Here is a 20,533-nt window from a genome sequence, read left to right as displayed (position 1 = left end):
CGCTGTAAGCCTTTTATTTCAATGGCGTAATGCCATCGCTGAGTAACGACAAAAACGACCGGGGAACCCTCAGATCTTTGGGAGAGGGTATGGGTGGAACAGACGGTAATTTTGCGAGCCTCTTTCCAGAAATGGTAATATCCTCAGCGACATAGCTCAAATCTGTTGCCGCTTGTTTTGATGAGCAGTAAGTTCTCTTCGCACCTGCAAAATCAGGTGCCGGGATTGGAACCCTGACTCACTTCACTGGCGACACAGGCTCTGTGTCGTACGGCCTGCTGCATCCCAATGGCGGGCCGGACAGGGGCGCTGCAAAGCGCGCTGGTGTCAGTGAGGCCAGTCGTTCCAACCCTGTTCGGTTCCGCCACCAGCGAGCCTGGAACCTCCGGTGGCGGAAGATATACCACTCACTGAGGTTTTACTATGGCTATGACTGACTCTTTAATCACCCTTCCCTTCAACCACTCCACCGCCTTTACCGAACTGGCGGATAACTGTGAACGCTTCACAGATGTCGTGATTGATTGCGAAGAACCCACACAAAAAATGGCGCTCTACGGCAGACTGTCCGCCTGCCTGAACCTGCTGCAACCCACGCTTCTTGAACCAATTCCGGAATACTTAAAAGCAAGCCTGACCGTGGAAGAACTTCCTTCACGCCTTCCGGCTTTCGAACCTGAATGTGATCAACTGGTACGTTACTGCCAGGAGATCACGCAATTGCTGATCAACGGTTCACTGCCGCTGCAGACCGAGATCGTGCTGGAGGATTTGCTGCGCGAACTGGTCGGCTATTTTGCCGATACACTAAAAGCGCCACGCTGGCTGAAAACCTCTGAAGGCACGATCGCAATCGGTTAAAGCAAAGCTGCACCATAAAAAAACCCGCCGAAGCGGGTTTTTAGCGTTTGTAACAACGGACACATTACTGGAGCAGCGAAATATCCGCCACGCGCAGGAACAGCTCACGCAGTTTTTCAAGCATAGAGAGACGGTTCACACGCAGATCTTTATCTTCTACGTTCACCATCACTTTCTCGAAGAAGGCATCAACCGGCTCACGCAGTTCAGCCAGTTCGACCAGCGCTTCCTGATAACGACCTTCCGCGAAGAACGGCTCCAGCTTGTCACGCAGCACCACAACCTGCATCGCCAGGGCGATCTCTTCCGGCTCTTTCAGCGTCGCGGCGTTCACACGCTCGTTCAGCGTTTCGTCGGATTTTGCCAGGATGTTGGATACACGTTTGTTAGCCGCAGCCAGCGCAGATGCTGCTTCCAGAGTACGGAAGTGAGATACCGCCTTCATACGCGCATCGAAATCTGCCGGACGGGTCGGACGACGCGCCAGTACCGCCTGAATGGTGTCGACAGTATAACCTTCGTCCTGATACCAGGCGCGGAAACGGCCGAGCATGAAGTCGATAACGTCATCCACCACTTTCGCGTTGGTCAGCTTGTCGCCGTACAGACGAACGGCTTCTTCGGTCAGGGTTTGCAGATCAAGGTTCAGGTTCTTCTCAACGATGATACGCAGTACACCCAGTGCGGCACGACGCAGCGCAAACGGGTCTTTGTCACCTTTCGGATGCTGACCGATGCCGAAGATACCCGCCAGGGTATCCATTTTATCGGCAATCGCGACGGCACAGGCAACCGGGTTGGACGGCAGATCGTCACCCGCAAAGCGCGGCTGATACTGCTCGTTCAGGGCAACCGCCACATCTTCTGCTTCGCCATCGTGACGCGCGTAGTGCATCCCCATCACGCCCTGGGTGTCGGTAAATTCGAACACCATGTTGGTCATGAGGTCGCATTTAGACAGCAGGCCCGCGCGGGTCGCGTGGTTCACATCTGCGCCGATTTCACGAGCGATCCAGCCGGACAGCTCTGCAATGCGGTCGGTTTTGTCGCGCAGCGTACCCAGCTGTTGCTGGAACAGTACGGTCTGCAAGCGCGGCAGATGGTCTTCCAGGCGTTTTTTGCGGTCGGTATTGAAGAAGAACTCTGCATCCGCCAGACGTGGACGAACCACTTTCTCGTTACCGGAAATAATCTGGACCGGATCTTTGGACTCAATGTTCGCCACAAAGATGAAGTTTGGCAGCAGTTTGCCGTCGTTGGCATAGACCGGGAAGTACTTCTGGTCACCCTTCATGGTGTAAACCAGCGCTTCAGCCGGAACAGCCAGGAACTTCTCTTCGAACTTAGCCGTCAGTACAACCGGCCACTCGACCAGAGAGGTGACTTCTTCCAGCAGGCTTTCGCTCAGGTCAGCGTTACCGCCAATCTTGCGCGCGGCTTCTTCTGCATCAGCTTTAATCTTCGCTTTACGCAGCTCGTAGTCAGCAATGACTTTACCGCGCTCCAGCAGGATCTGAGGATACTGATCAGCGTTGTCGATGGTGAACTCCGGCTCGCCCATAAAGCGGTGGCCGCGGATCACGCGATCGGATGCCACACCCAGAATGGTGGCTGGTACAACGGTGTCACCCAGCAGCAGAGTCACAGTGTGAACCGGACGCACGAAGTGCACGTCAGACGCACCCCAGCGCATCAGTTTTGGAATCGGCAGTTTCGCCAGAGAAGTCGCGATCATGTCTGGCAGCAGCGTTTCTGCGCTTTCGCCTTTGACATGGGCGCGATACAGCAGCCACTCGCCTTTGTCAGTGGTCAGACGCTCAGCCTGGTCAACGGTGATACCGCAACCACGCGCCCAGCCTTCCGCCGCCTTGCTTGGTTTACCTTCAGCGTCGAACGCCTGAGCAATCGCCGGGCCACGTTTTTCCACTTCACGATCGGGCTGAGAAGCCGCCAGATTGGCCACTTTCAGCGCCAGACGACGCGGTGCAGCAAACCATTCAATTTTACCGTGCGCCAGGCCAGCGTTATCCAGCTCGGCGGTTACGTTCGCAGCAAAAGATTCAGCCAGGCTGCGCAGGGCTTTTGGTGGCAGCTCTTCGGTGCCGATTTCCACTAGGAAAGTTTTCTCAGACATGGCCGCCTCTTATTTATTTCGATTGCACATCGGGAAGCCAAGGGCTTCACGGGACGCGTAGTAAGCTTCTGCAACGGCTTTGGTCAGGGTACGAATACGCAGAATGTAGCGCTGACGTTCAGTCACGGAGATAGCCTTGCGGGCGTCCAGCAGGTTGAAGCTGTGGGCGGCCTTCAGAATACGCTCATAAGCAGGCAGCGGCAGCGGAGTCTCCAGCGCCAGCAGCTGCTGTGCTTCTTTCTCATACTGCTCGAAGCACGTGAACAGGAAGTCCACATCTGCGTATTCGAAGTTATAGGTGGATTGCTCCACTTCGTTCTGATGGAACACGTCGCCGTACGTGGTTTTACCCAGTGGGCCGTCGCTCCAGACCAGGTCGTAAACGCTGTCTACGCCCTGAATGTACATAGCCAGACGTTCCAGACCGTAGGTGATTTCACCGGTAATCGGTTTACATTCCAGACCACCAACCTGCTGGAAGTAAGTGAACTGAGTCACTTCCATACCGTTCAGCCACACTTCCCAGCCCAGACCCCAGGCACCCAGCGTTGGGTTTTCCCAGTTATCTTCCACGAAGCGAATGTCGTGGATAGTTGGATCCATACCCAGCTCTTTCAGCGACCCGAGGTACAGCTCCTGAATGTTATCCGGTGATGGCTTAATCACAACCTGGAACTGATAGTAGTGCTGTAAACGGTTCGGGTTTTCGCCGTAACGGCCATCAGTAGGGCGGCGGGATGGCTGCACATAAGCCGTTGCCATTGGTTCTGGCCCCAACGCGCGTAAGCTGGTCATCGGGTGTGAAGTGCCTGCGCCTACTTCCATGTCCAAAGGTTGAACAATGGTACAGCCCTGACGAGCCCAGTAATCCTGTAAGGTCAGGATCAGGCCCTGGAAGGTCTTGGTATCAAACTTTTGCATAGTATGTCGTGCTGGATACGTGTGGTTTTTAATGGAAGGGATCAGTATACCCGCTGACTGCAAGATATACAGTACGAAACGGGTTTGTTTAGGGAAAATTGGGAAATAAGGCTTTCAGCCAGAAGACTTGCCCGCTCTGGCTGCTGATTATCCACACACATTAGCGCATCGAGAGGTGTAAAAACTGGCCGTCTGCGTCAAAAGAACAGACAAAGCCCTCTTTACGAGAGGTATGTCCCCGCAGCTCGAAACTGCCCTGAAACCGTTCAAAGCCCGTGACATCGATTTTCTCCATGCCCGTGTTATAGCGGTGAGCAGCCTGATCTTTGCACAGTTGCTCCATATTCAGAGAGCGTTCAGGGCTCATTTTACCCTGCTGCGCTTTTTGCACAGGGGCATCTTGCGAAGAACTGCATCCTGCCAGCATAAGCAGCAGAAAGAGTGACGCCACACGCTTCATCATCATTTTTATTACCGGCCTGGTCTGTGGCTGTTATTTTTAGTATCAAAGCTTTTATAGATTAAGGTTTGGCATTCTGCGAATCTCGCGGCCTCCATACAAGCCCGCATAATAAAACTCAGAATTTTCCAATGAGAGGCTTTCGTGCATTGGCAGTCACACTCTTTTTAACAGGACAACAGAGGAACTGATGCAGTCAAAAATTAACTGGATTGATAACCTGCGAGGAATAGCCTGTCTGATGGTGGTAATGATCCATACCACCACCTGGTATGTCACTAACGCCCACAGTATCAGCCACGTTAACTGGGATATCGCCAATATTCTGAACTCTGCGTCCCGCGTCAGCGTGCCGTTGTTCTTTATGATTTCTGGCTTTCTCTTTTTTGGCGAGCGCAGCGCGCAGCCGAAGCATTTCATGCGCATCGCCTCATGTCTGCTGTTTTACAGCGCCATTGCGCTGCTCTATATCACGCTGTTTACCTCTATTAACGCCGGGCTTTCACTCAAATATCTGCTGCAAAAGCCGGTGTTCTATCATCTGTGGTTCTTCTTCGCGATTATCGTTATCTATCTGGTTTCCCCGCTGATTCAGGTAAAAAATGTGAGCGGAAAAATGCTGCTGGCGCTGATGGTGGTGATTGGCGTGGTAGCCAACCCCAATACGGTGTCGCAAAAGATCGGGGGATTTGAATGGTTGCCAGTCAACCTCTATATCAGTGGTGATACGTTCTACTACATTCTCTACGGCATGTTGGGGCGCGCCATTGGCATGATGGACACGCAAAAGCGCGGGCTCAATGGGCTATGCGCCGCCATTTTTATCATCGGTGTGGTGATTATCTCCCGCGGGACGCTGTACGAACTGCAATGGCGCGGTAACTTCGCTGATACGTGGTATCTCTACTGCGGGCCGATGGTCTTTATCTGTGCCGTCTCCCTGCTGACGCTGGTCAAAAATACGCTGAATGCCCGCCCTCTTCCCTGGCTTGGGTTTATCTCGCGGCATTCTCTGGGGATTTACGGGTTTCACGCGCTGGTGATCCACGCCCTGCGGACCCGAGGGGTTGAGCTCAAAAGCTGGCCGCTGCTCGATATTGTCTGGATTTTTGCCGCTACGCTTGCCGTGAGTTTGTTGTTGTCGATGCTGCTACAGAAGATTGATGCTCGCCGTTTCGTCAGTTAATGATGCGCTGCCTGGCGCGGTGATACTGGCGCGGGGAGGAAAACCCTGCCGCCAGTGACGCCTGCTCCACGCCCCGTCCCTGCAACAACCACTGCTCAGCCACCGCCAGACGCAATTGCTCCAGGTAATCCCGAACGCTTATCCCTAAATGGGCCTGAAAAAGCCGGGTCAAATGGCGCGGGCTAACGTGTGCCAGTGTGGCGATGTCCGGCAGGCTCCACGCTTTTTGCGGTTCTGCGGTGAGGGCATCCTGCGCACGATGGATGGCCGGATGAATATGGTTACGATAGCGTAACCAGGGGGATAGCTGCGGGTCGTCGCCAGAGCGACGGAACCAGACCACCATCTCACGCGCCACGGCCAGCGCCTTTTCCGGCCCGCAAAGACGATTAATCATGTGCAGCGCCAGATCGATACCCGACGTGATCCCGGCGCTGGTCCAGAGACTTCCATCCTGAACGAATATGCGATTCTCTTTGATCGCGGCCGTCGGTGCCGCACTGCGCAAACGGTCAATGACATCGTGATGCGTTGTGCACTGCCTGCCATTCAGCAAACCGGATTTCGCCGCCAGCAAAGCCCCTGAACAGACACACATGACAGTAATGTCCTGATGGTGAATTTGCGGTTGCAGGCGCATCAACCAGTTCTGAATACCCTTCGCTTGCGGCGTTGAAAACTGATAGCGGGAGTCGCTGACGCCTGGCAGCACCAGCAAACTCCCCGCAGGCAGGGTATCCGGCAAGGGCTGGATGCCCCCCATCGACAGGCCAATCGACGTCGGGACTTCGGGCTGCGGGCCAATGTAATGCAGGCGAAATGCATCGCCTGCCAGCACGAAGGTTTCTGCCGGGCCGGTCATGTCTAATGACAACACCCCTGGCAGCATGACGAACCAGACGTCGATGCTCATTAAAGTGACTCCAGCGCCTGCGCGACGGTTTTAATATCGGCAAATCGCCCAGCCAGCACCGTCTCGGTGCGATGGCGCAGTTCGTCTGCGCTGAGGGTGACCCCCTTATGCGTCATCGGAAACGTGAGCGTTGCCTCGCTAACAAAGGTCACAGCATAGCCCAAATCGGAGGCCACCCGGGCGGTTGTTTCACAGCACTGCTCGGTGCGAATGCCGCAGATGATCAACTGGTTGATATCACGCTCTCGCAGCCAGTGATCAAGACCGGTATCAGTAAAGGCATTATGGACGTGTTTCTGAAATACCACGGCAGGACGATGACGTAAAAAGGCCATCGGTTTGACATAGCCACTTTGCAGTGAGAAGGGGCCATCTTCGTCGACATGAAAGATATCAACAACAGGAACATGGCGCGATTCGCAGCCTTCGATCAGCCCAAGCATCGCCTGCTGGAACGCAGGAATATCCTTCTCCTGCCAGTAATCACGATGATGGAAAGACTGTTGAGTATCGATATTTAGTAAAGCAATGCGTGACATGATAGTTCTCCTCGCCAGTGGGTGTAACCTTATCCTGGCGAGGAAATGGGAGCACGAACAGACCAAAAAAGGACATCCTCATGCCTCTTCCAGACAACCGCTTTTATGACATTAACGGCAGCAGTTGCTGGTAGATTTTGCGGAAGACATCGCGCCTTTCGGCGTACTGTAAATGGCGTTTAGCATCAGGCACATGCGCCTGTTCAAGCGCAAGCTGCGGCAATAGCTGTGCAAGCGGCGTATCCGGATTCAGGGCAATCTGCGCCAGACGCGCCGCCCCCAACGCAGGGCCTACATCACCCCCCGTCCGGTAATCCAGCTGCAACCCGCTGATATCAGACAACATCTGTCGCCAGTAGCTGCTCCGGGCACCTCCGCCAATCAGGGTGATACTGCCGGGTTTTAGTCCGCAGTCGTGTACGACGTCCATCCCGTCGGCCAGTGCATAACCCACCCCTTCGAGCACCGCACGCGCCAGCTCTGCGGGACCGTGCTGATGCGTCAGCCCAAAAAAGACGCCTTTGGCTTCAGGGTTGTTATGCGGCGTACGCTCGCCGGAAAGATAAGGTAAAAACCAGACGGTACCTGCGTTTTCATCCGCCTGCTGCGCAGCCGCAATCAGCGTCGGGACATCGGCCATTCCAGTCAGTTTTGCCGCCCAGTCAAGGCAGGATGCCGCACTCAGCATCACCGACATCAGATGCCACTTACCCGGAAGGGCATGGCAGAAACTGTGCACCGCATTTTCAGGGTTGCTGCGATAACCATCGCTAACCGCAAAATAGACGCCGGATGTCCCCAGCGAGAGCATCGCCTGCCCCGCATCAACCATCCCGACACCCACAGCACCAGCCGCATTATCACCACCACCAGCCACCACCGGCACAGCCGGCATGTTCCAGCTTTTGGCAACGGCGGGCAGCAATGTCCCTGTGATCTCGCTGCCTTCAAAAAGCGCCGGCATATGATCGCGCGTCAGATGGCAGGCATCGAGCATAGCCTCACTCCAGTCTCGTTTGGCCACATCGAGCCACATGGTGCCCGCCGCGTCAGACATATCGCTGGCGAAATCATCCGTCATACGAAAACGCAGATAATCTTTCGGCAGCAGCACCTTGGCGACCTGACGGAACACATCAGGTTCATGGCGTTGCACCCACAGCAGTTTTGGGGCGGTAAAACCTGGCATCATCAGGTTGCCCGTTATCTCCCGGGAAGTGGGCACGCGGCCTTCCAGAATGGCGCACTCTTCACCGCAACGGCCATCGTTCCAGAGAATAGCCGGGCGCAACACGCGGTGCTCGCTATCAAGCAGCGTAGCGCCATGCATTTGCCCGGCAATGCCGAGCGCTTTTACATCACGCAGGCTGTGTTGTTCACCCAGCGCCTTCATCGCACGATCCGTCGCCTGCCACCATTGCTCCGGGTCCTGTTCCGACCACAGCGGATGCGGGCGTGAAACCTGAAGCTTTTCAGTCTGTGTTGCTAACACTTCGCCCTGCTCGCTGAGCAGGATGGCTTTCACACCCGATGTGCCAAGATCGATCCCGATATACATTGCGGTGACTCCTTTAACAGAAATGCCCGGTGGCGTTACGCTTACCGGGCCTATGCACGTCTTCAGCTCACTGTTACTTATCGAACAGGTAGTGATTCACCAGGTTTTCCAGCAACTCCTGGTGTCCGCTTTGGTGCTGTGGCGCCAGATGATGCTGTTCAGCGTACTTCGCGATGTCGGCAAGCGATAACTGGCCTTTCAAAATTTGCTGGCCCAGCTCACTGTTCCAGCCGCTATAACGCTTCGCTACGCGCTTATCCAGCTCACCGTCTTCAATCATACGAGCCGCGACTTTCAGCGCCAGCGCCATGGTGTCCATCGCGCCAATGTGGCCGTAGAACAGGTCATATTTGTCAGTACTCTGACGGCGCACTTTGGCATCGAAGTTCAGGCCACCCGTGGTGAAGCCACCTGCTTTGATGATTTCGTACATCACCAGCGCATTTTCTTCAACGCTGTTCGGGAACTGATCGGTATCCCAGCCCAGCTGTGCATCGCCACGGTTCGCATCAACAGAACCAAAGATACCGAGCGCAATGGCAGAAGCGATTTCATGATGGAAAGAGTGACCCGCCAGCGTGGCGTGGTTGGCTTCGATATTCACTTTGATCTCTTTTTCCAGACCAAACTGCTTCAGGAAGCCGTACACGGTGGCAACGTCATAATCGTACTGATGCTTGGTTGGCTCTTGCGGTTTTGGCTCAATCAGCAACGTGCCGCGGAAACCGATTTTGTGTTTATGCTCGACAACCATCTGCATAAAGCGACCAATCTGTTCACGCTCCTGGCGCAAATCGGTGTTCAGCAGGGTTTCATAACCTTCGCGGCCCCCCCAGAGAACGTAGTTCTCGCCACCCAGCTGATGGGTTGCGTTCATTGCGGTCACCACCTGGGTGGCGGCCCAACTGAACACTTCTGGGTCAGGGTTTGTTGCCGCACCGGCACCATAACGCGGGTTAGTGAAGCAGTTTGCTGTGCCCCACAGCAGTTTCACGCCACTTTGCTGCTGTTTCGCTGCCAGCACGTCAACCATTTGTGCAAAGTTGTTCAGATACTCTTTCAGGGATGCGCCTTCCGGTGACACATCCACATCGTGGAAGCAGTAATACGGCACGTTCAGCTTGTGGAAGAATTCAAACGCAACATCCGCTTTACGCTTCGCCAGCTCAATGGCCTCGCCGGGTTGCTGCCACGGGCGGTCGAAGGAACCCACACCGAACATATCGGCGCCATTCCAGCAGAAGGTGTGCCAGTAACAGGCGGCAAAGCGCAGATGGTCTTCCATGCGCTTACCCAGCACCAGCTCATCCGGGTTGTAATGACGAAATGCTAAATGATTGGACGTTTTCGGGCCTTCGTAACGAACGCGATCGAGTTGGTCGAAATAAGCTTGCATATTGAGCTCCATAATCAAGGGATGCGGCGAGTAGTCGATACTGGAGTAATAGTGAATAGACATTCTGACTTGCTCAATTACGTTATTTCACACTGCTATTGAGAGAATGCACAACTGTGCGCTGGCTCGCAAAATAATGCGCAGGCAAACTATTTTTTCGGCGTTTATTCCAGATTTGCGTGTAATTAATAAGTTACGCTTTTTAAAATCAGATCGCGGTCATAAATTCAGAAATAAACCAAATATCATAACGAGAAGATAAAAATCTGTAATTGCCAGCCAGCCATTCCACGTTAAAAATTTGCTGCGTCTACAGCAGTGAATGTTTCTTTTATCTCAGCAGCACATCACCTACAAAAAGGCCCTATAATTATGAAGATAAAGAACCTGTCCCTTACTCTCTGCACTACTCTCCTGCTTGCAAGCTTTGCTGGTCATGCAAAAGAGGTAAAAATCGGCATGGCTATTGACGATTTGCGCCTTGAACGCTGGCAAAAAGATCGCGATATTTTTGTGAAAAAAGCGGAATCGCTTGGCGCACAGGTGTTTGTTCAGTCGGCTAACGGCAACGAAGAAACCCAAATGTCGCAAATCGAGAATATGATTAACCGCGGCGTAGATGTTCTGGTCATTATCCCCTATAACGGCCAGGTGTTAAGTAACGTAGTTAAAGAAGCAAAACAAGAAGGTATAAAAGTTTTAGCCTACGATCGCATGATTAATAATGCGGATATTGATTTTTATATTTCATTCGATAATGAAAAAGTGGGTGAATTACAGGCAAAAAGTCTGGTTGATAAAGTGCCTCAGGGGAATTATTTCCTGATGGGCGGCTCGCCGGTCGATAACAACGCCAAACTGTTCCGTGAAGGACAAATGAAAGTGCTTAAGCCATATATTGACGATGGCAAGATTAAAGTGGTTGGCGATCAATGGGCAGATGGCTGGCTTCCAGAAAATGCGCTAAAAATTATGGAAAACGCCTTAACTGCCAATAACAACAAAATTGACGCTGTTGTTGCGTCCAATGATGCAACAGCAGGCGGTGCCATTCAGGCGCTCAGCGCGCAGGGCCTTGCCGGTAAAGTCGCGATTTCAGGTCAGGATGCCGATCTCGCGGGTGTTAAACGTATTATCGCTGGCACGCAAACCATGACCGTCTACAAACCCATCACCGAGCTCGCCAACACGGCAGCTGAAATTGCCGTTGAGCTTGGCAATAACCAACAACCTAAAGCAGACACTAGCCTGAACAACGGCCTGAAAGATGTTCCGTCTCGCCTGCTCACCCCGATCGAAGTCAATAAAGAGAACATTGACGCCACAGTGATTAAAGACGGTTTCCACAAAAAGAGTGAACTGTAATCCAGCGCTGCCCCTGCCCTGCGGGGGCGCATCGACTTGTGCTGTTCTTACTTCGGGTCATGTGGAGCAGTTATGCCTTATTTACTAGAAATGAAAAGCATCACCAAAGCTTTCGGCGCGGTGAAAGCTGTCGATAACGTCAGCCTGCGGCTCAACGCCGGAGAGGTGGTTTCACTGTGTGGTGAAAACGGTTCGGGTAAATCAACGCTGATGAAAGTGTTGTGCGGGATCTATCCTCACGGCAGCTACGACGGCGAAATCGTCTTTGCCGGTGAGGTGATTCAGGCCACACACATCCGCGATACCGAACGCAAAGGCATCGCTATCATCCATCAGGAGCTGGCACTGGTTAAGCATCTCACCGTGCTGGAAAATATCTTCCTGGGCGCTGAGATTTCACGTCACGGCGTGCTGGATTACGACACCATGACGCTGCGCTGTGAAAAGCTGCTGGCGCAGGTGAGCCTTGCGATTTCACCCAATACCCGCGTGGGGGATTTAGGGCTTGGCCAACAGCAGTTGGTTGAAATTGCCAAAGCGCTGAACAAGCAGGTGCGGCTGTTAATACTCGATGAACCGACGGCATCACTTACCGAACAGGAAACGGCCGTCCTGCTCAACATCATCCGCGACCTGCAACACCACGGCATTGCCTGCATCTACATTTCGCACAAACTCAATGAAGTGAAAGCTATTTCGGACACCATCTGCGTGATCCGCGATGGTCAGCACATCGGCACTCGCGACGCGGCAGGCATGAGCGAAGATGACATCATTACCATGATGGTCGGGCGCGAGCTCACCGCGCTGTATCCGAACGAACCCCATACCATTGGGGATGAAGTGTTACGCGTTGAAAACCTGACTGCATGGCACCCCGTTAACCGCCACATTAAGCGCGTGAACAATGTCTCCTTCTCACTTCATCGCGGCGAGATCCTCGGCATCGCTGGGCTGGTCGGCGCCGGGCGAACCGAAGCCGTACAGTGCCTGTTCGGCGTCTGGCCAGGGCGCTGGGAAGGCAGTATTTATATTGATGGCCAGCCGGTTCATATCGACAGCTGCCAGCAGGCCATCGCTCAGGGCATCGCGATGGTGCCGGAAGACCGCAAAAAAGACGGCATCGTTCCGGTTATGGCCGTGGGTAAAAACATCACTCTTGCCGCCCTTAACCAGTTTTCTGGTGCACTCAGCAGCCTCGACGATGCCGCCGAGCAGCAGTGCATTCTCCAGTCGCTCGCCAGGCTTAAGGTAAAAACCTCCTCCCCGGAACTGGCCATTGGTCGCCTGAGTGGGGGTAATCAACAAAAAGCGATACTGGCGCGCTGCCTGCTGCTCAATCCACGCATTTTGATTCTGGATGAGCCGACGCGCGGGATCGACATCGGTGCAAAATACGAAATCTACAAACTGATTAATCAGCTTGTGCAGCAAGGGATTGCGGTCATTGTCATTTCTTCTGAGCTCCCTGAAGTGCTTGGTCTGAGCGACCGCGTGCTGGTCATGCATGAAGGGAAATTAAAAGCCAACCTGATTAACCAAAGCCTGACGCAAGAGCAGGTGATGGAAGCCGCATTAAGGAGCGAACGTCATGTCGAAAAGCAATCCGTCTGATCTTAAAGTCGCTGCACCGACGCCAGGCGCGTTCGCGGGGCTTAAGCTACTGAACCTGCAAGTCTTTGTCATGATTGCCGCGATTATCGTCATCATGCTGTTTTTTACCTGGATGACCGATGGCTCTTACCTGAGCGCACGTAACGTTTCCAACCTGCTGCGCCAGACGGCCATCACAGGCATCCTGGCGGTGGGTATGGTATTTGTGATTATCTCCGCCGAGATAGACCTCTCCGTTGGTTCAATGATGGGTCTTCTTGGCGGTGTAGCCGCCATTTTCGATGTCTGGTTGGGCTGGCCGTTGCCGCTCACTGTCGCCGTCACGCTGATCATGGGCCTGGTGCTCGGGGCATGGAATGGATGGTGGGTTGCCTATCGCAAAGTGCCCTCGTTTATTGTCACGCTTGCCGGGATGCTGGCCTTCCGTGGCATTTTGATTGGTATTACTAACGGCACAACCGTGTCGCCGACCAGCGCATCCATGTCACAAATTGGGCAGAGCTATCTCTCTGGTGGCTTAGGCTTCACGCTCGGTGTGGTAGGGTTAATGGCCTTCGTTGCCTGGCAGTGGCGCGGGCGTATGCGCCGTCAGGCGCTGGGATTAGCCTCAGCTCCGCCGACATCGGTTGTCGGGCGTCAGGCGCTGACTGCGGTTATCGTGTTGGGCGCCATATGGCTTCTGAACGACTATCGTGGCGTACCGACCCCGGTGTTGCTGTTAGCACTTCTGCTGCTGGCGGGCATGTTTATGGCCACGCGCACCGCATTTGGTCGCCGTATTTATGCGATTGGTGGCAACCTGGAGGCGGCTCGGCTGTCGGGCATTAATGTCGAACGCACTAAGCTTGCCGTCTTTGCCATCAACGGCCTGATGGTGGCGATCGCCGGGCTGATACTCAGTTCACGTCTGGGTGCCGGTTCGCCGTCTGCAGGGAACATCGCCGAGCTGGATGCCATCGCGGCCTGCGTCATTGGTGGCACCAGCCTCGCCGGGGGTGTCGGCAGCGTGGCGGGCGCAGTGATGGGGGCATTTATTATGGCTTCGCTGGATAACGGAATGAGTATGATGGACGTCCCGACCTTTTGGCAGTATATCGTCAAGGGGGCCATTCTGTTGCTGGCAGTATGGATGGACTCTGCAACCAAGCGACGGGCCTGATAACAGCATTGTTACTTATTTGGGAAAGTAAGCCATGTTTGAGAAGCGTCACCGCATTACGTTGTTATTCAATGCCAACAAAGCCTACGACCGCCAGGTGGTTGAAGGTGTAGGCGAATATTTGCAGGCGTCGCAATCGGAGTGGGATATTTTCATCGAAGAGGATTTCCGGGCTCGCATTGAAAACATCAAAGACTGGCTTGGCGATGGCGTGATCGCTGATTACGACGATCCCGTCATCGAACAACTACTTACCGACGTCGACGTCCCGATTGTGGGCGTTGGCGGCTCTTACCATTCACCCGAAAACTACCCGCCAGTTAACTATATCGCGACCGATAATCATGCACTGGTCGAAAGTGCCTTTTTGCATTTAAAAGAGAAAGGCGTTCATCGCTTTGCATTTTATGGCCTGCCCGTCTCAAGCGGTAAACGCTGGGCAATGGAGCGCGAATACGCCTTCTGCCAGTTGGTTGCGCAGGAGAAGTATCGCGGAGTCGTGTATCAGGGGCTGGAAACTGCGCCTGAAAACTGGCAGCACGCACAAAACCGCCTTGCGGACTGGCTGCAAACCTTGCCTCCGCAAACCGGCATTATCGCGGTGACCGATGCTCGTGCCCGCCATGTGCTACAGGTCTGCGAGCATTTACACATTCCCGTTCCCGAAAAGCTGTGCGTTATCGGTATTGATAACGAAGAGCTTACCCGTTATCTGTCACGCGTGGCGCTGTCATCGGTTGCACAGGGAACACGCCAGATGGGGTATCAGGCGGCGAAATTACTCCACCGGCTGCTGGATAACGAAGCCTTGCCACTCCAGCGTTTACTGGTTCCTCCCGTTCGCGTGGTGGAACGGCGTTCTACCGATTACCGTTCCCTGAACGACCCGGCCGTGATCCAGGCTATGCACTACATTCGCAACCATGCCTGCAAAGGTATCAAGGTCGATCAGGTGCTGGATTCGGTTGGCATCTCGCGCTCCAACCTGGAGAAACGTTTCAAGGAAGAGGTTGGTGAAACCATCCATGCAGTTATTCACGCTGAAAAACTGGAAAAAGCACGCAGCCTGCTTGTCTCTACCTCGCTGTCGATCAACGAGATATCGCAGATGTGTGGTTACCCGTCGCTGCAGTACTTCTATTCGGTCTTCAAGAAAGAGTACGACACCACGCCGAAGGAGTATCGGGAGCGTCATAGTGAAGTGCTGATGTAGTCTGATGCAGAAAAGAAAAACGCCTTCCAGTGGAAGGCGTTTTTTTGAGGATTACATATGTGCGGCGATTAAACGCTGGTTATCCTGGTACATCGCGAACAGATAGTTGTTATAGCTCTGTCCCTGGGTGGAATAACCTTTCAGCTTGTGGATCATCGTGCTTGCCGTCACTTCCTGATCCGCTTTACGCAACTGAGCGCGTGACTTACGGAATGAGGAGTATGCCGGGTGCGTGTTCAGGTTCACCACATAGGCGTTCACAGAGTCTTTCACAGACTCAAACTGTGAATACCCTTTCACCTTACCTGGCGCATTGTTACAACGGCCTTTGGCACACTTCATACCGAAGAGATTATTGTTGCTACGCGCCAGCTTTGACGTCCCCCAGCCACTTTCGGCTGCGGCCATGGTTGCTACCATGCTGCCCGGGATGATGTCCACACGCTCTAACAACGCATTCCACGGCACACGACGCGTGTTACCGTTCCAGCTAACCTTGTAGCGTTGTGCGATTTCTTTCAGACGCGTGCGTTCAGATGGCGACCAGCGGCTATCGTACTGCTTTGATGTCAGCCAGTTACGATCCGCAGTAATCGCGGCATTTTGACTTGTAATATAAGGCATTACCGTCCGGAGAAACGCTTTTTTCCTTGGTGTCCCGGAAGGGTATTTTCGCAAATCAGGAAGTGAACTACTCTTTGCACTATTGCGAGAATACTCTTGTTTACTGCTAACCTTACTTTTACTCGTCGTCTTTATGACGTGGGCTTTGTGACTCGATGTATCCGTGTGCGTTTTCGCAAGCACCTCACCTGAAAATGACACGGTGAGTAACATGAGTATCGTAGCCCCAAATCGTCGAATGGGAGTCGATATCATTAGGTCTCCTGGTCGGATTTAAACATTCCAACACCTTATTTTTTTCACAAATTTGAGAGCGGAATCTCAAATCATATCAAAAATAGACTTCCAGAGCACCTAAAGAAATAGTCCAATTCCGAAACTATGTCACCTAAAAGTTGCTCACTAAAACATCACTCCTGAAAAATTGTGTGCGTTATCGCAGATAACTGCTTAATTTTGCGCGGGATCACTCATCCTTTCGCATCACCCTCTTAGAAAGCGCAAAGGGATGAGTTTCTCGACTTTACCTGGTGGCACACTGGTCAAAAATGCCGCGACAGGAAAATGGAATGAAACGCACTGCATTAGCTTTTCTGATGTTACCCGCACTGGCACACGCCGACTGGACATCACCGGGTTTTGGCGCGTTCAGCGCTGAAGGCACTGGGATATTTACCAGCCATGCAAAGCTCGCGAAGGGTACCCGTCCTTTGACGGTGAGTTTTGACAACGCGTGCTGGCAGCCAACAGATGCCATAAAACTCAACGAGATGTTGTCGCTTAAACCCTGCGAAGGCACCCCACCGCAGTGGCGTCTGTTCCGTGATGGCGACTACCAGATGCGTGTCGATACCCGTTCTGGCACACCAACCCTGATGCTGACGATCCAAAGCGTGACGGAACAGCCGGTGGCAAACGTTATCCGTCAGTGCCCAAAATGGGACGGAAAACCGCTGACTCTGGACGTGAGCAGTACCTTCCCTGAAGGCTCAGTGGTGCGCGATTTCTACAGCAAGCAAACCGCGACCGTGCAAAACGGAAAAATCACACTTCAGCCCGCGGCTAACAGCAACGGGTTGTTGCTGCTGGAGCGCGCCGAAACCGACAAACCCGCTCCCTTCAGCTGGCAAAATGCTGCCGTCTACTTTGTACTGACCGACCGCTACGTTAATGGCGATCCGACGAATGACAACAGCTACGGTCGCCATAAAGACGGGATGCAGGAAATTGGCACGTTCCACGGTGGTGATCTCAAAGGCCTCGCGAGTAAACTCGATTACTTACAGCAGCTGGGTGTTAACGCGCTCTGGATAAGTTCCCCGCTGGAACAGATCCACGGCTGGGTGGGTGGCGGTACGAAAGGCGATTTTCCTCACTACGCTTATCACGGCTACTACACGCAGGACTGGACAAAACTGGATGCCAACATGGGCACGGAAGACGACTTGCGCCAACTGATTGATGAAGCCCACAAGCGCGGTATCCGCATCCTGTTCGATATCGTAATGAACCACACGGGTTACGCCACGCTCGCCGATATGCAGGAATTCCAGTTTGGTGCACTGTACCTGCAAGGCGACGAGCTGAAAAAGACCCTGGGCGAACACTGGACTGACTGGAAGCCGGGCGCGGGCCAGAGCTGGCACAGTTTTAACGACTACATTAATTTCAGTGATAAAGCCGCGTGGGAAAAATGGTGGGGCAAAAAATGGATACGCACCGATATCGGTGATTACGACAGCCCGGGTTATGACGACTTAACCATGTCGCTGGCGTTTTTACCTGACCTGAAAACGGAATCGACCGTCCCTTCCGGCCTGCCAAACTTTTATCAACACAAACCAGATACGCACGCCAAAGAGATTGCCGGCTACACGCCACGGGATTATCTGACTCACTGGCTCAGCCAGTGGGTACGTGATTACGGCATCGACGGTTTCCGTGTCGATACGGCTAAACATGTCGAACTTGCCGCCTGGCAGCAGCTGAAAGACCAGGCAAGCGCAGCGTTAAAGGCGTGGAAAGCAGAAAACCCAACCAAAAAGCTCGATGATGCCCCGTTCTGGATGACCGGCGAATCCTGGGGCCACGGGGTTATGCAGAGCGACTATTACCGCCACGGTTTCGACGCAATGATCAACTTCGACTATCAGGAACAGGCGGCGAAAGCGGTGGATTGCCTGGCCGATATCGGCTTAACCTGGCAGCAAATGGCGGAAAAACTCCAGGGATTCAACGTCCTGAGCTATCTCTCTTCGCACGATACCCGCCTGTTCCGTGAAGGAGGGCAGCGTGCCGCAGAGCTGCTCCTGCTGGCGCCAGGAAGCGTGCAAATTTACTACGGGGATGAATCCGAACGCCCATTTGGCCCGACAGGATCTGACCCACTTCAGGGAACGCGTTCGGATATGAACTGGCAGGATGTCACGGGTAAAGAGGCGTTAACCGTTGCCCACTGGCAGATCCTGGGGCAGTTCCGTGCCCGCCACCCGGCCATTGGCGAAGGTAAGCAAACCACGCTTTCGCTAAAACAAGGGTATGGTTTTGTACGTGAGCATAATGGTGATAAAGCCATGGTGGTGTGGGCGGGAAACCAGTAATCCCTCACCGTAACCCTCTCCCGAAAGGGAGAGGGGATTGCACGGTGCGGTCTTTCACCCTCGCCCCTTTGGGGAGAGGGCCGGGGTGAGGGGTACTCACCAGAACTATGCACTACAAAAATTTACACCCGACACATAAAACACTAAACCCTACTGTGTCACTCGATTTGCACCCGCCCGATGCTAGCGTTATGGTTACCCACTTTCATAATAAGCTCGACAGAACACCTGCTATGACGTTTTCACTTTTCGGCGACAAATTTACCCGCCATTCAGGCATTACCCGCCTGATGGAGGATCTCAACGACGGGCTGCGCACACCGGGCGCAATCATGCTCGGCGGCGGAAACCCGGCTCAAATCCCGGAGATGAATGAGTATTTCCAGACGCTGCTGGCCAACATGCTGGAAAACGGTAAAGCGACTGATGCGCTTTGCAATTACGATGGCCCTCAGGGTAAAACAGAGCTGCTCACCCTCCTTGCCGATATGCTGCGTGAAGAGCTGGGTTGGGATATCGAGCCACAGAATATTGCACTGACAAACGGCAGCCAGAGCGCATTTTTCTACTTGTTTAACCTCTTTGCAGGACGTCGCGCCGACGGCACCACCAAAAAAGTGCTGTTCCCGCTGGCTCCGGAATACATCGGCTACGCCGATTCCGGCCTGGAAGAAGACCTGTTTGTTTCTGCGCGTCCGAATATCGAGCTGCTGCCGGAAGGCCAGTTCAAATATCACGTCGATTTTGAGCATCTGCATATTGGCGAAGAGACGGGCATGATCTGCGTGTCGCGCCCAACCAACCCGACAGGCAACGTCATCACCGATGACGAACTGATGAAGCTGGATGCGCTGGCAAATCAGCACGGCATCCCGCTGGTGATTGATAATGCCTACGGCGTGCCTTTCCCTGGCATCATCTTCAGCGAAGCGCGCCCGCTGTGGAACCCGAACATTGTGCTCTGCATGAGCCTTTCCAAGCTCGGCCTGCCGGGTAGCCGCTGCGGCATCATCGTTGCCAACGAAAAAATCATCACTGCCATCACCAACATGAACGGCATTATCAGCCTTTCTCCTGGCGGTATCGGCCCGGCGATGATGTGCGAAATGATCAAACGCAACGACCTGCTGCGCTTGTCAAACGACGTGATTAAACCGTTCTATTACCAGCGCGTTCAGGAGACGATTGCGATCCTTCGCCGCTACTTACCGGAAGAACGCTGCCTGATCCATAAACCAGAAGGGGCGATATTCCTGTGGCTGTGGTTTAAGGATCTGCCGATTTCGACGGAGCTGCTTTATCAGCGCCTGAAAAAACGCGGCGTCCTGATGGTGCCAGGGGATTACTTCTTCCCGGGTCTGGATAAACCATGGCCGCACACGCACCAGTGTATGCGTATGAACTACGTTCCCGATCCGGACAAAATTGAAGCTGGCGTGAAAATCCTTGCAGAAGAGATTGAAATCGCCTGGCGCGAAGGCGGCCAGTAACGCCTTACGCCAGATAATGCAGACGTTCGACACGTAATCTGGCGGGATCAACACAGCTCAGCGCGTGTGTCGGGCAAGCAGCAACGCAGGCTGGCCCGTCCGCGCGATGTGCGCACAAATCGCATTTCAGTGCCTGGGCGTGCTCCGCGACCACAGCAATCTGCATCGCCCCAAACGGGCAAGCCACCATACAGCTCTTGCAGCCAATGCAGCGAGACTGCTCCACCCGCCAGACTCCCGCCTCAGAACGAATTGCCTGGGTTGGGCAAACATTCGCGCAGGGCGCATCTTCGCACTGGTGACACGCCACCGCAGTAGTAAATGCCCCGCCTTTTATCACCCGGATACGCGAAGAGAACGCCACGGCGGTAACGGCTGCGCAATCCTGCGTGTCCTGATGCGAAACCACGCAGGCCACTTCGCAGGTACGACAGCCAATGCATTTTTCCGAATCAGCAACAATAAACCGGTTCATCTCTTAACTCCGCCTGCGCGCTTAA

At 53.8% G+C, this 20,533-nt stretch carries 17 protein-coding genes; 8 read left to right on the top strand and 9 right to left on the bottom strand.

The features are described from left to right. Positions 1 to 423: 423 nt before the first annotated feature. On the top strand, positions 424 to 861 hold the full coding sequence (locus M987_RS06820) for a hypothetical protein (protein WP_014068422.1): 438 nt from the start codon (positions 424 to 426) through the stop codon (positions 859 to 861). 64 nt (positions 862 to 925) lie between these two features. Here M987_RS06820 and glyS read toward each other — a convergent pair whose 3' ends face one another. From glyS to M987_RS06805, 3 genes are all read right to left on the bottom strand, one after another. Next, positions 926 to 2,995 (bottom strand): glycine--tRNA ligase subunit beta, encoded by a 2,070-nt coding sequence (gene glyS / locus M987_RS06815; RefSeq protein WP_014068421.1) that lies wholly within the window; start codon positions 2,993 to 2,995, stop codon positions 926 to 928. Between the two features lie 9 nt (positions 2,996 to 3,004). Then, positions 3,005 to 3,916, bottom strand: a complete 912-nt coding sequence (gene glyQ / locus M987_RS06810) for a glycine--tRNA ligase subunit alpha (RefSeq protein ID WP_003860141.1) — start codon at positions 3,914 to 3,916, stop codon at positions 3,005 to 3,007. A 160-nt stretch (positions 3,917 to 4,076) separates the two neighbouring features. Next, positions 4,077 to 4,382: a YsaB family lipoprotein gene (locus M987_RS06805; RefSeq protein ID WP_014068420.1), complete on the bottom strand. Its 306-nt coding sequence runs from the start codon at positions 4,380 to 4,382 to the stop codon at positions 4,077 to 4,079. Positions 4,383 to 4,566: 184 nt separating this feature from the next. Between M987_RS06805 and M987_RS06800 the strand changes: the two genes are divergently transcribed. Continuing rightward, a complete protein-coding gene (locus M987_RS06800; RefSeq protein WP_014068419.1) occupies positions 4,567 to 5,562 on the top strand; it encodes an acyltransferase in 996 nt (331 codons plus the stop codon). Here M987_RS06800 and M987_RS06795 read toward each other — a convergent pair. The 4 genes from M987_RS06795 to xylA form a co-directional block, all read right to left on the bottom strand. Continuing rightward, a complete protein-coding gene (locus M987_RS06795) occupies positions 5,555 to 6,475 on the bottom strand; it encodes a GlxA family transcriptional regulator (protein ID WP_014068418.1) in 921 nt (306 codons plus the stop codon). The genes M987_RS06800 and M987_RS06795 overlap by 8 nt on opposite strands. After that, entirely contained in the window at positions 6,475 to 7,014 is a 540-nt protein-coding gene (locus M987_RS06790; RefSeq protein WP_014068417.1) for an isochorismatase family protein, read from the bottom strand. Before M987_RS06790 ends, M987_RS06795 begins: the two co-directional genes overlap by 1 nt. A gap of 103 nt (positions 7,015 to 7,117) precedes the next feature. Continuing rightward, the gene (xylB, locus tag M987_RS06785) at positions 7,118 to 8,572 is read right to left on the bottom strand and encodes a xylulokinase (protein WP_014068416.1); all 1,455 of its coding nucleotides are present in this window, start codon (positions 8,570 to 8,572) and stop codon (positions 7,118 to 7,120) included. 73 nt (positions 8,573 to 8,645) lie between these two features. Continuing rightward, the gene (xylA, locus tag M987_RS06780) at positions 8,646 to 9,968 is read right to left on the bottom strand and encodes a xylose isomerase (RefSeq protein ID WP_088201899.1); all 1,323 of its coding nucleotides are present in this window, start codon (positions 9,966 to 9,968) and stop codon (positions 8,646 to 8,648) included. A 372-nt stretch (positions 9,969 to 10,340) separates the two neighbouring features. Between xylA and xylF the strand changes: the two genes are divergently transcribed. From xylF to xylR, 4 genes are all read left to right on the top strand, one after another. Then, the gene (xylF, locus tag M987_RS06775) at positions 10,341 to 11,333 is read left to right on the top strand and encodes a D-xylose ABC transporter substrate-binding protein (protein WP_014068414.1); all 993 of its coding nucleotides are present in this window, start codon (positions 10,341 to 10,343) and stop codon (positions 11,331 to 11,333) included. A gap of 72 nt (positions 11,334 to 11,405) precedes the next feature. Next, positions 11,406 to 12,947, top strand: coding sequence for a xylose ABC transporter ATP-binding protein (locus tag M987_RS06770; protein WP_014068413.1), 1,542 nt, complete (start codon positions 11,406 to 11,408; stop codon positions 12,945 to 12,947). Beyond that, positions 12,925 to 14,106 (top strand): xylose ABC transporter permease XylH, encoded by a 1,182-nt coding sequence (gene xylH / locus M987_RS06765; protein WP_014068412.1) that lies wholly within the window; start codon positions 12,925 to 12,927, stop codon positions 14,104 to 14,106. The genes M987_RS06770 and xylH overlap by 23 nt, the downstream gene beginning before the upstream one ends. Positions 14,107 to 14,140: 34 nt before the next feature. Next, positions 14,141 to 15,319: a D-xylose utilization transcriptional activator XylR gene (gene xylR, locus M987_RS06760; RefSeq protein WP_014068411.1), complete on the top strand. Its 1,179-nt coding sequence runs from the start codon at positions 14,141 to 14,143 to the stop codon at positions 15,317 to 15,319. A 51-nt stretch (positions 15,320 to 15,370) separates the two neighbouring features. Here xylR and M987_RS06755 read toward each other — a convergent pair whose 3' ends face one another. Beyond that, positions 15,371 to 16,198, bottom strand: a complete 828-nt coding sequence (locus M987_RS06755) for a protein bax (RefSeq protein WP_014068410.1) — start codon at positions 16,196 to 16,198, stop codon at positions 15,371 to 15,373. Positions 16,199 to 16,512: 314 nt separating this feature from the next. On the opposite strand from M987_RS06755, the gene M987_RS06750 reads away from it, so the two are divergent. Both M987_RS06750 and avtA read left to right on the top strand, forming a co-directional pair. After that, positions 16,513 to 18,543: an alpha-amylase gene (locus M987_RS06750; protein ID WP_014068409.1), complete on the top strand. Its 2,031-nt coding sequence runs from the start codon at positions 16,513 to 16,515 to the stop codon at positions 18,541 to 18,543. 233 nt (positions 18,544 to 18,776) lie between these two features. After that, a complete protein-coding gene (gene avtA / locus M987_RS06745) occupies positions 18,777 to 20,033 on the top strand; it encodes a valine--pyruvate transaminase (RefSeq protein ID WP_014068408.1) in 1,257 nt (418 codons plus the stop codon). Between the two features lie 4 nt (positions 20,034 to 20,037). Here avtA and M987_RS06740 read toward each other — a convergent pair whose 3' ends face one another. Then, positions 20,038 to 20,508 carry a 4Fe-4S binding protein gene (locus M987_RS06740; RefSeq protein WP_014068407.1) on the bottom strand — a complete coding sequence of 157 codons (471 nt, stop codon included), beginning with the start codon at positions 20,506 to 20,508 and terminating at the stop codon, positions 20,038 to 20,040. Positions 20,509 to 20,533 lie beyond the last annotated feature (25 nt).

It is taken from the genome of Enterobacter soli ATCC BAA-2102 (genome assembly GCF_001654845.1).
GTDB lineage: Bacteria > Pseudomonadota > Gammaproteobacteria > Enterobacterales > Enterobacteriaceae > Enterobacter > Enterobacter soli.
Note: the sequence above shows the minus strand (reverse complement) of the source record. Positions and strands in the feature narration are given on the sequence as shown.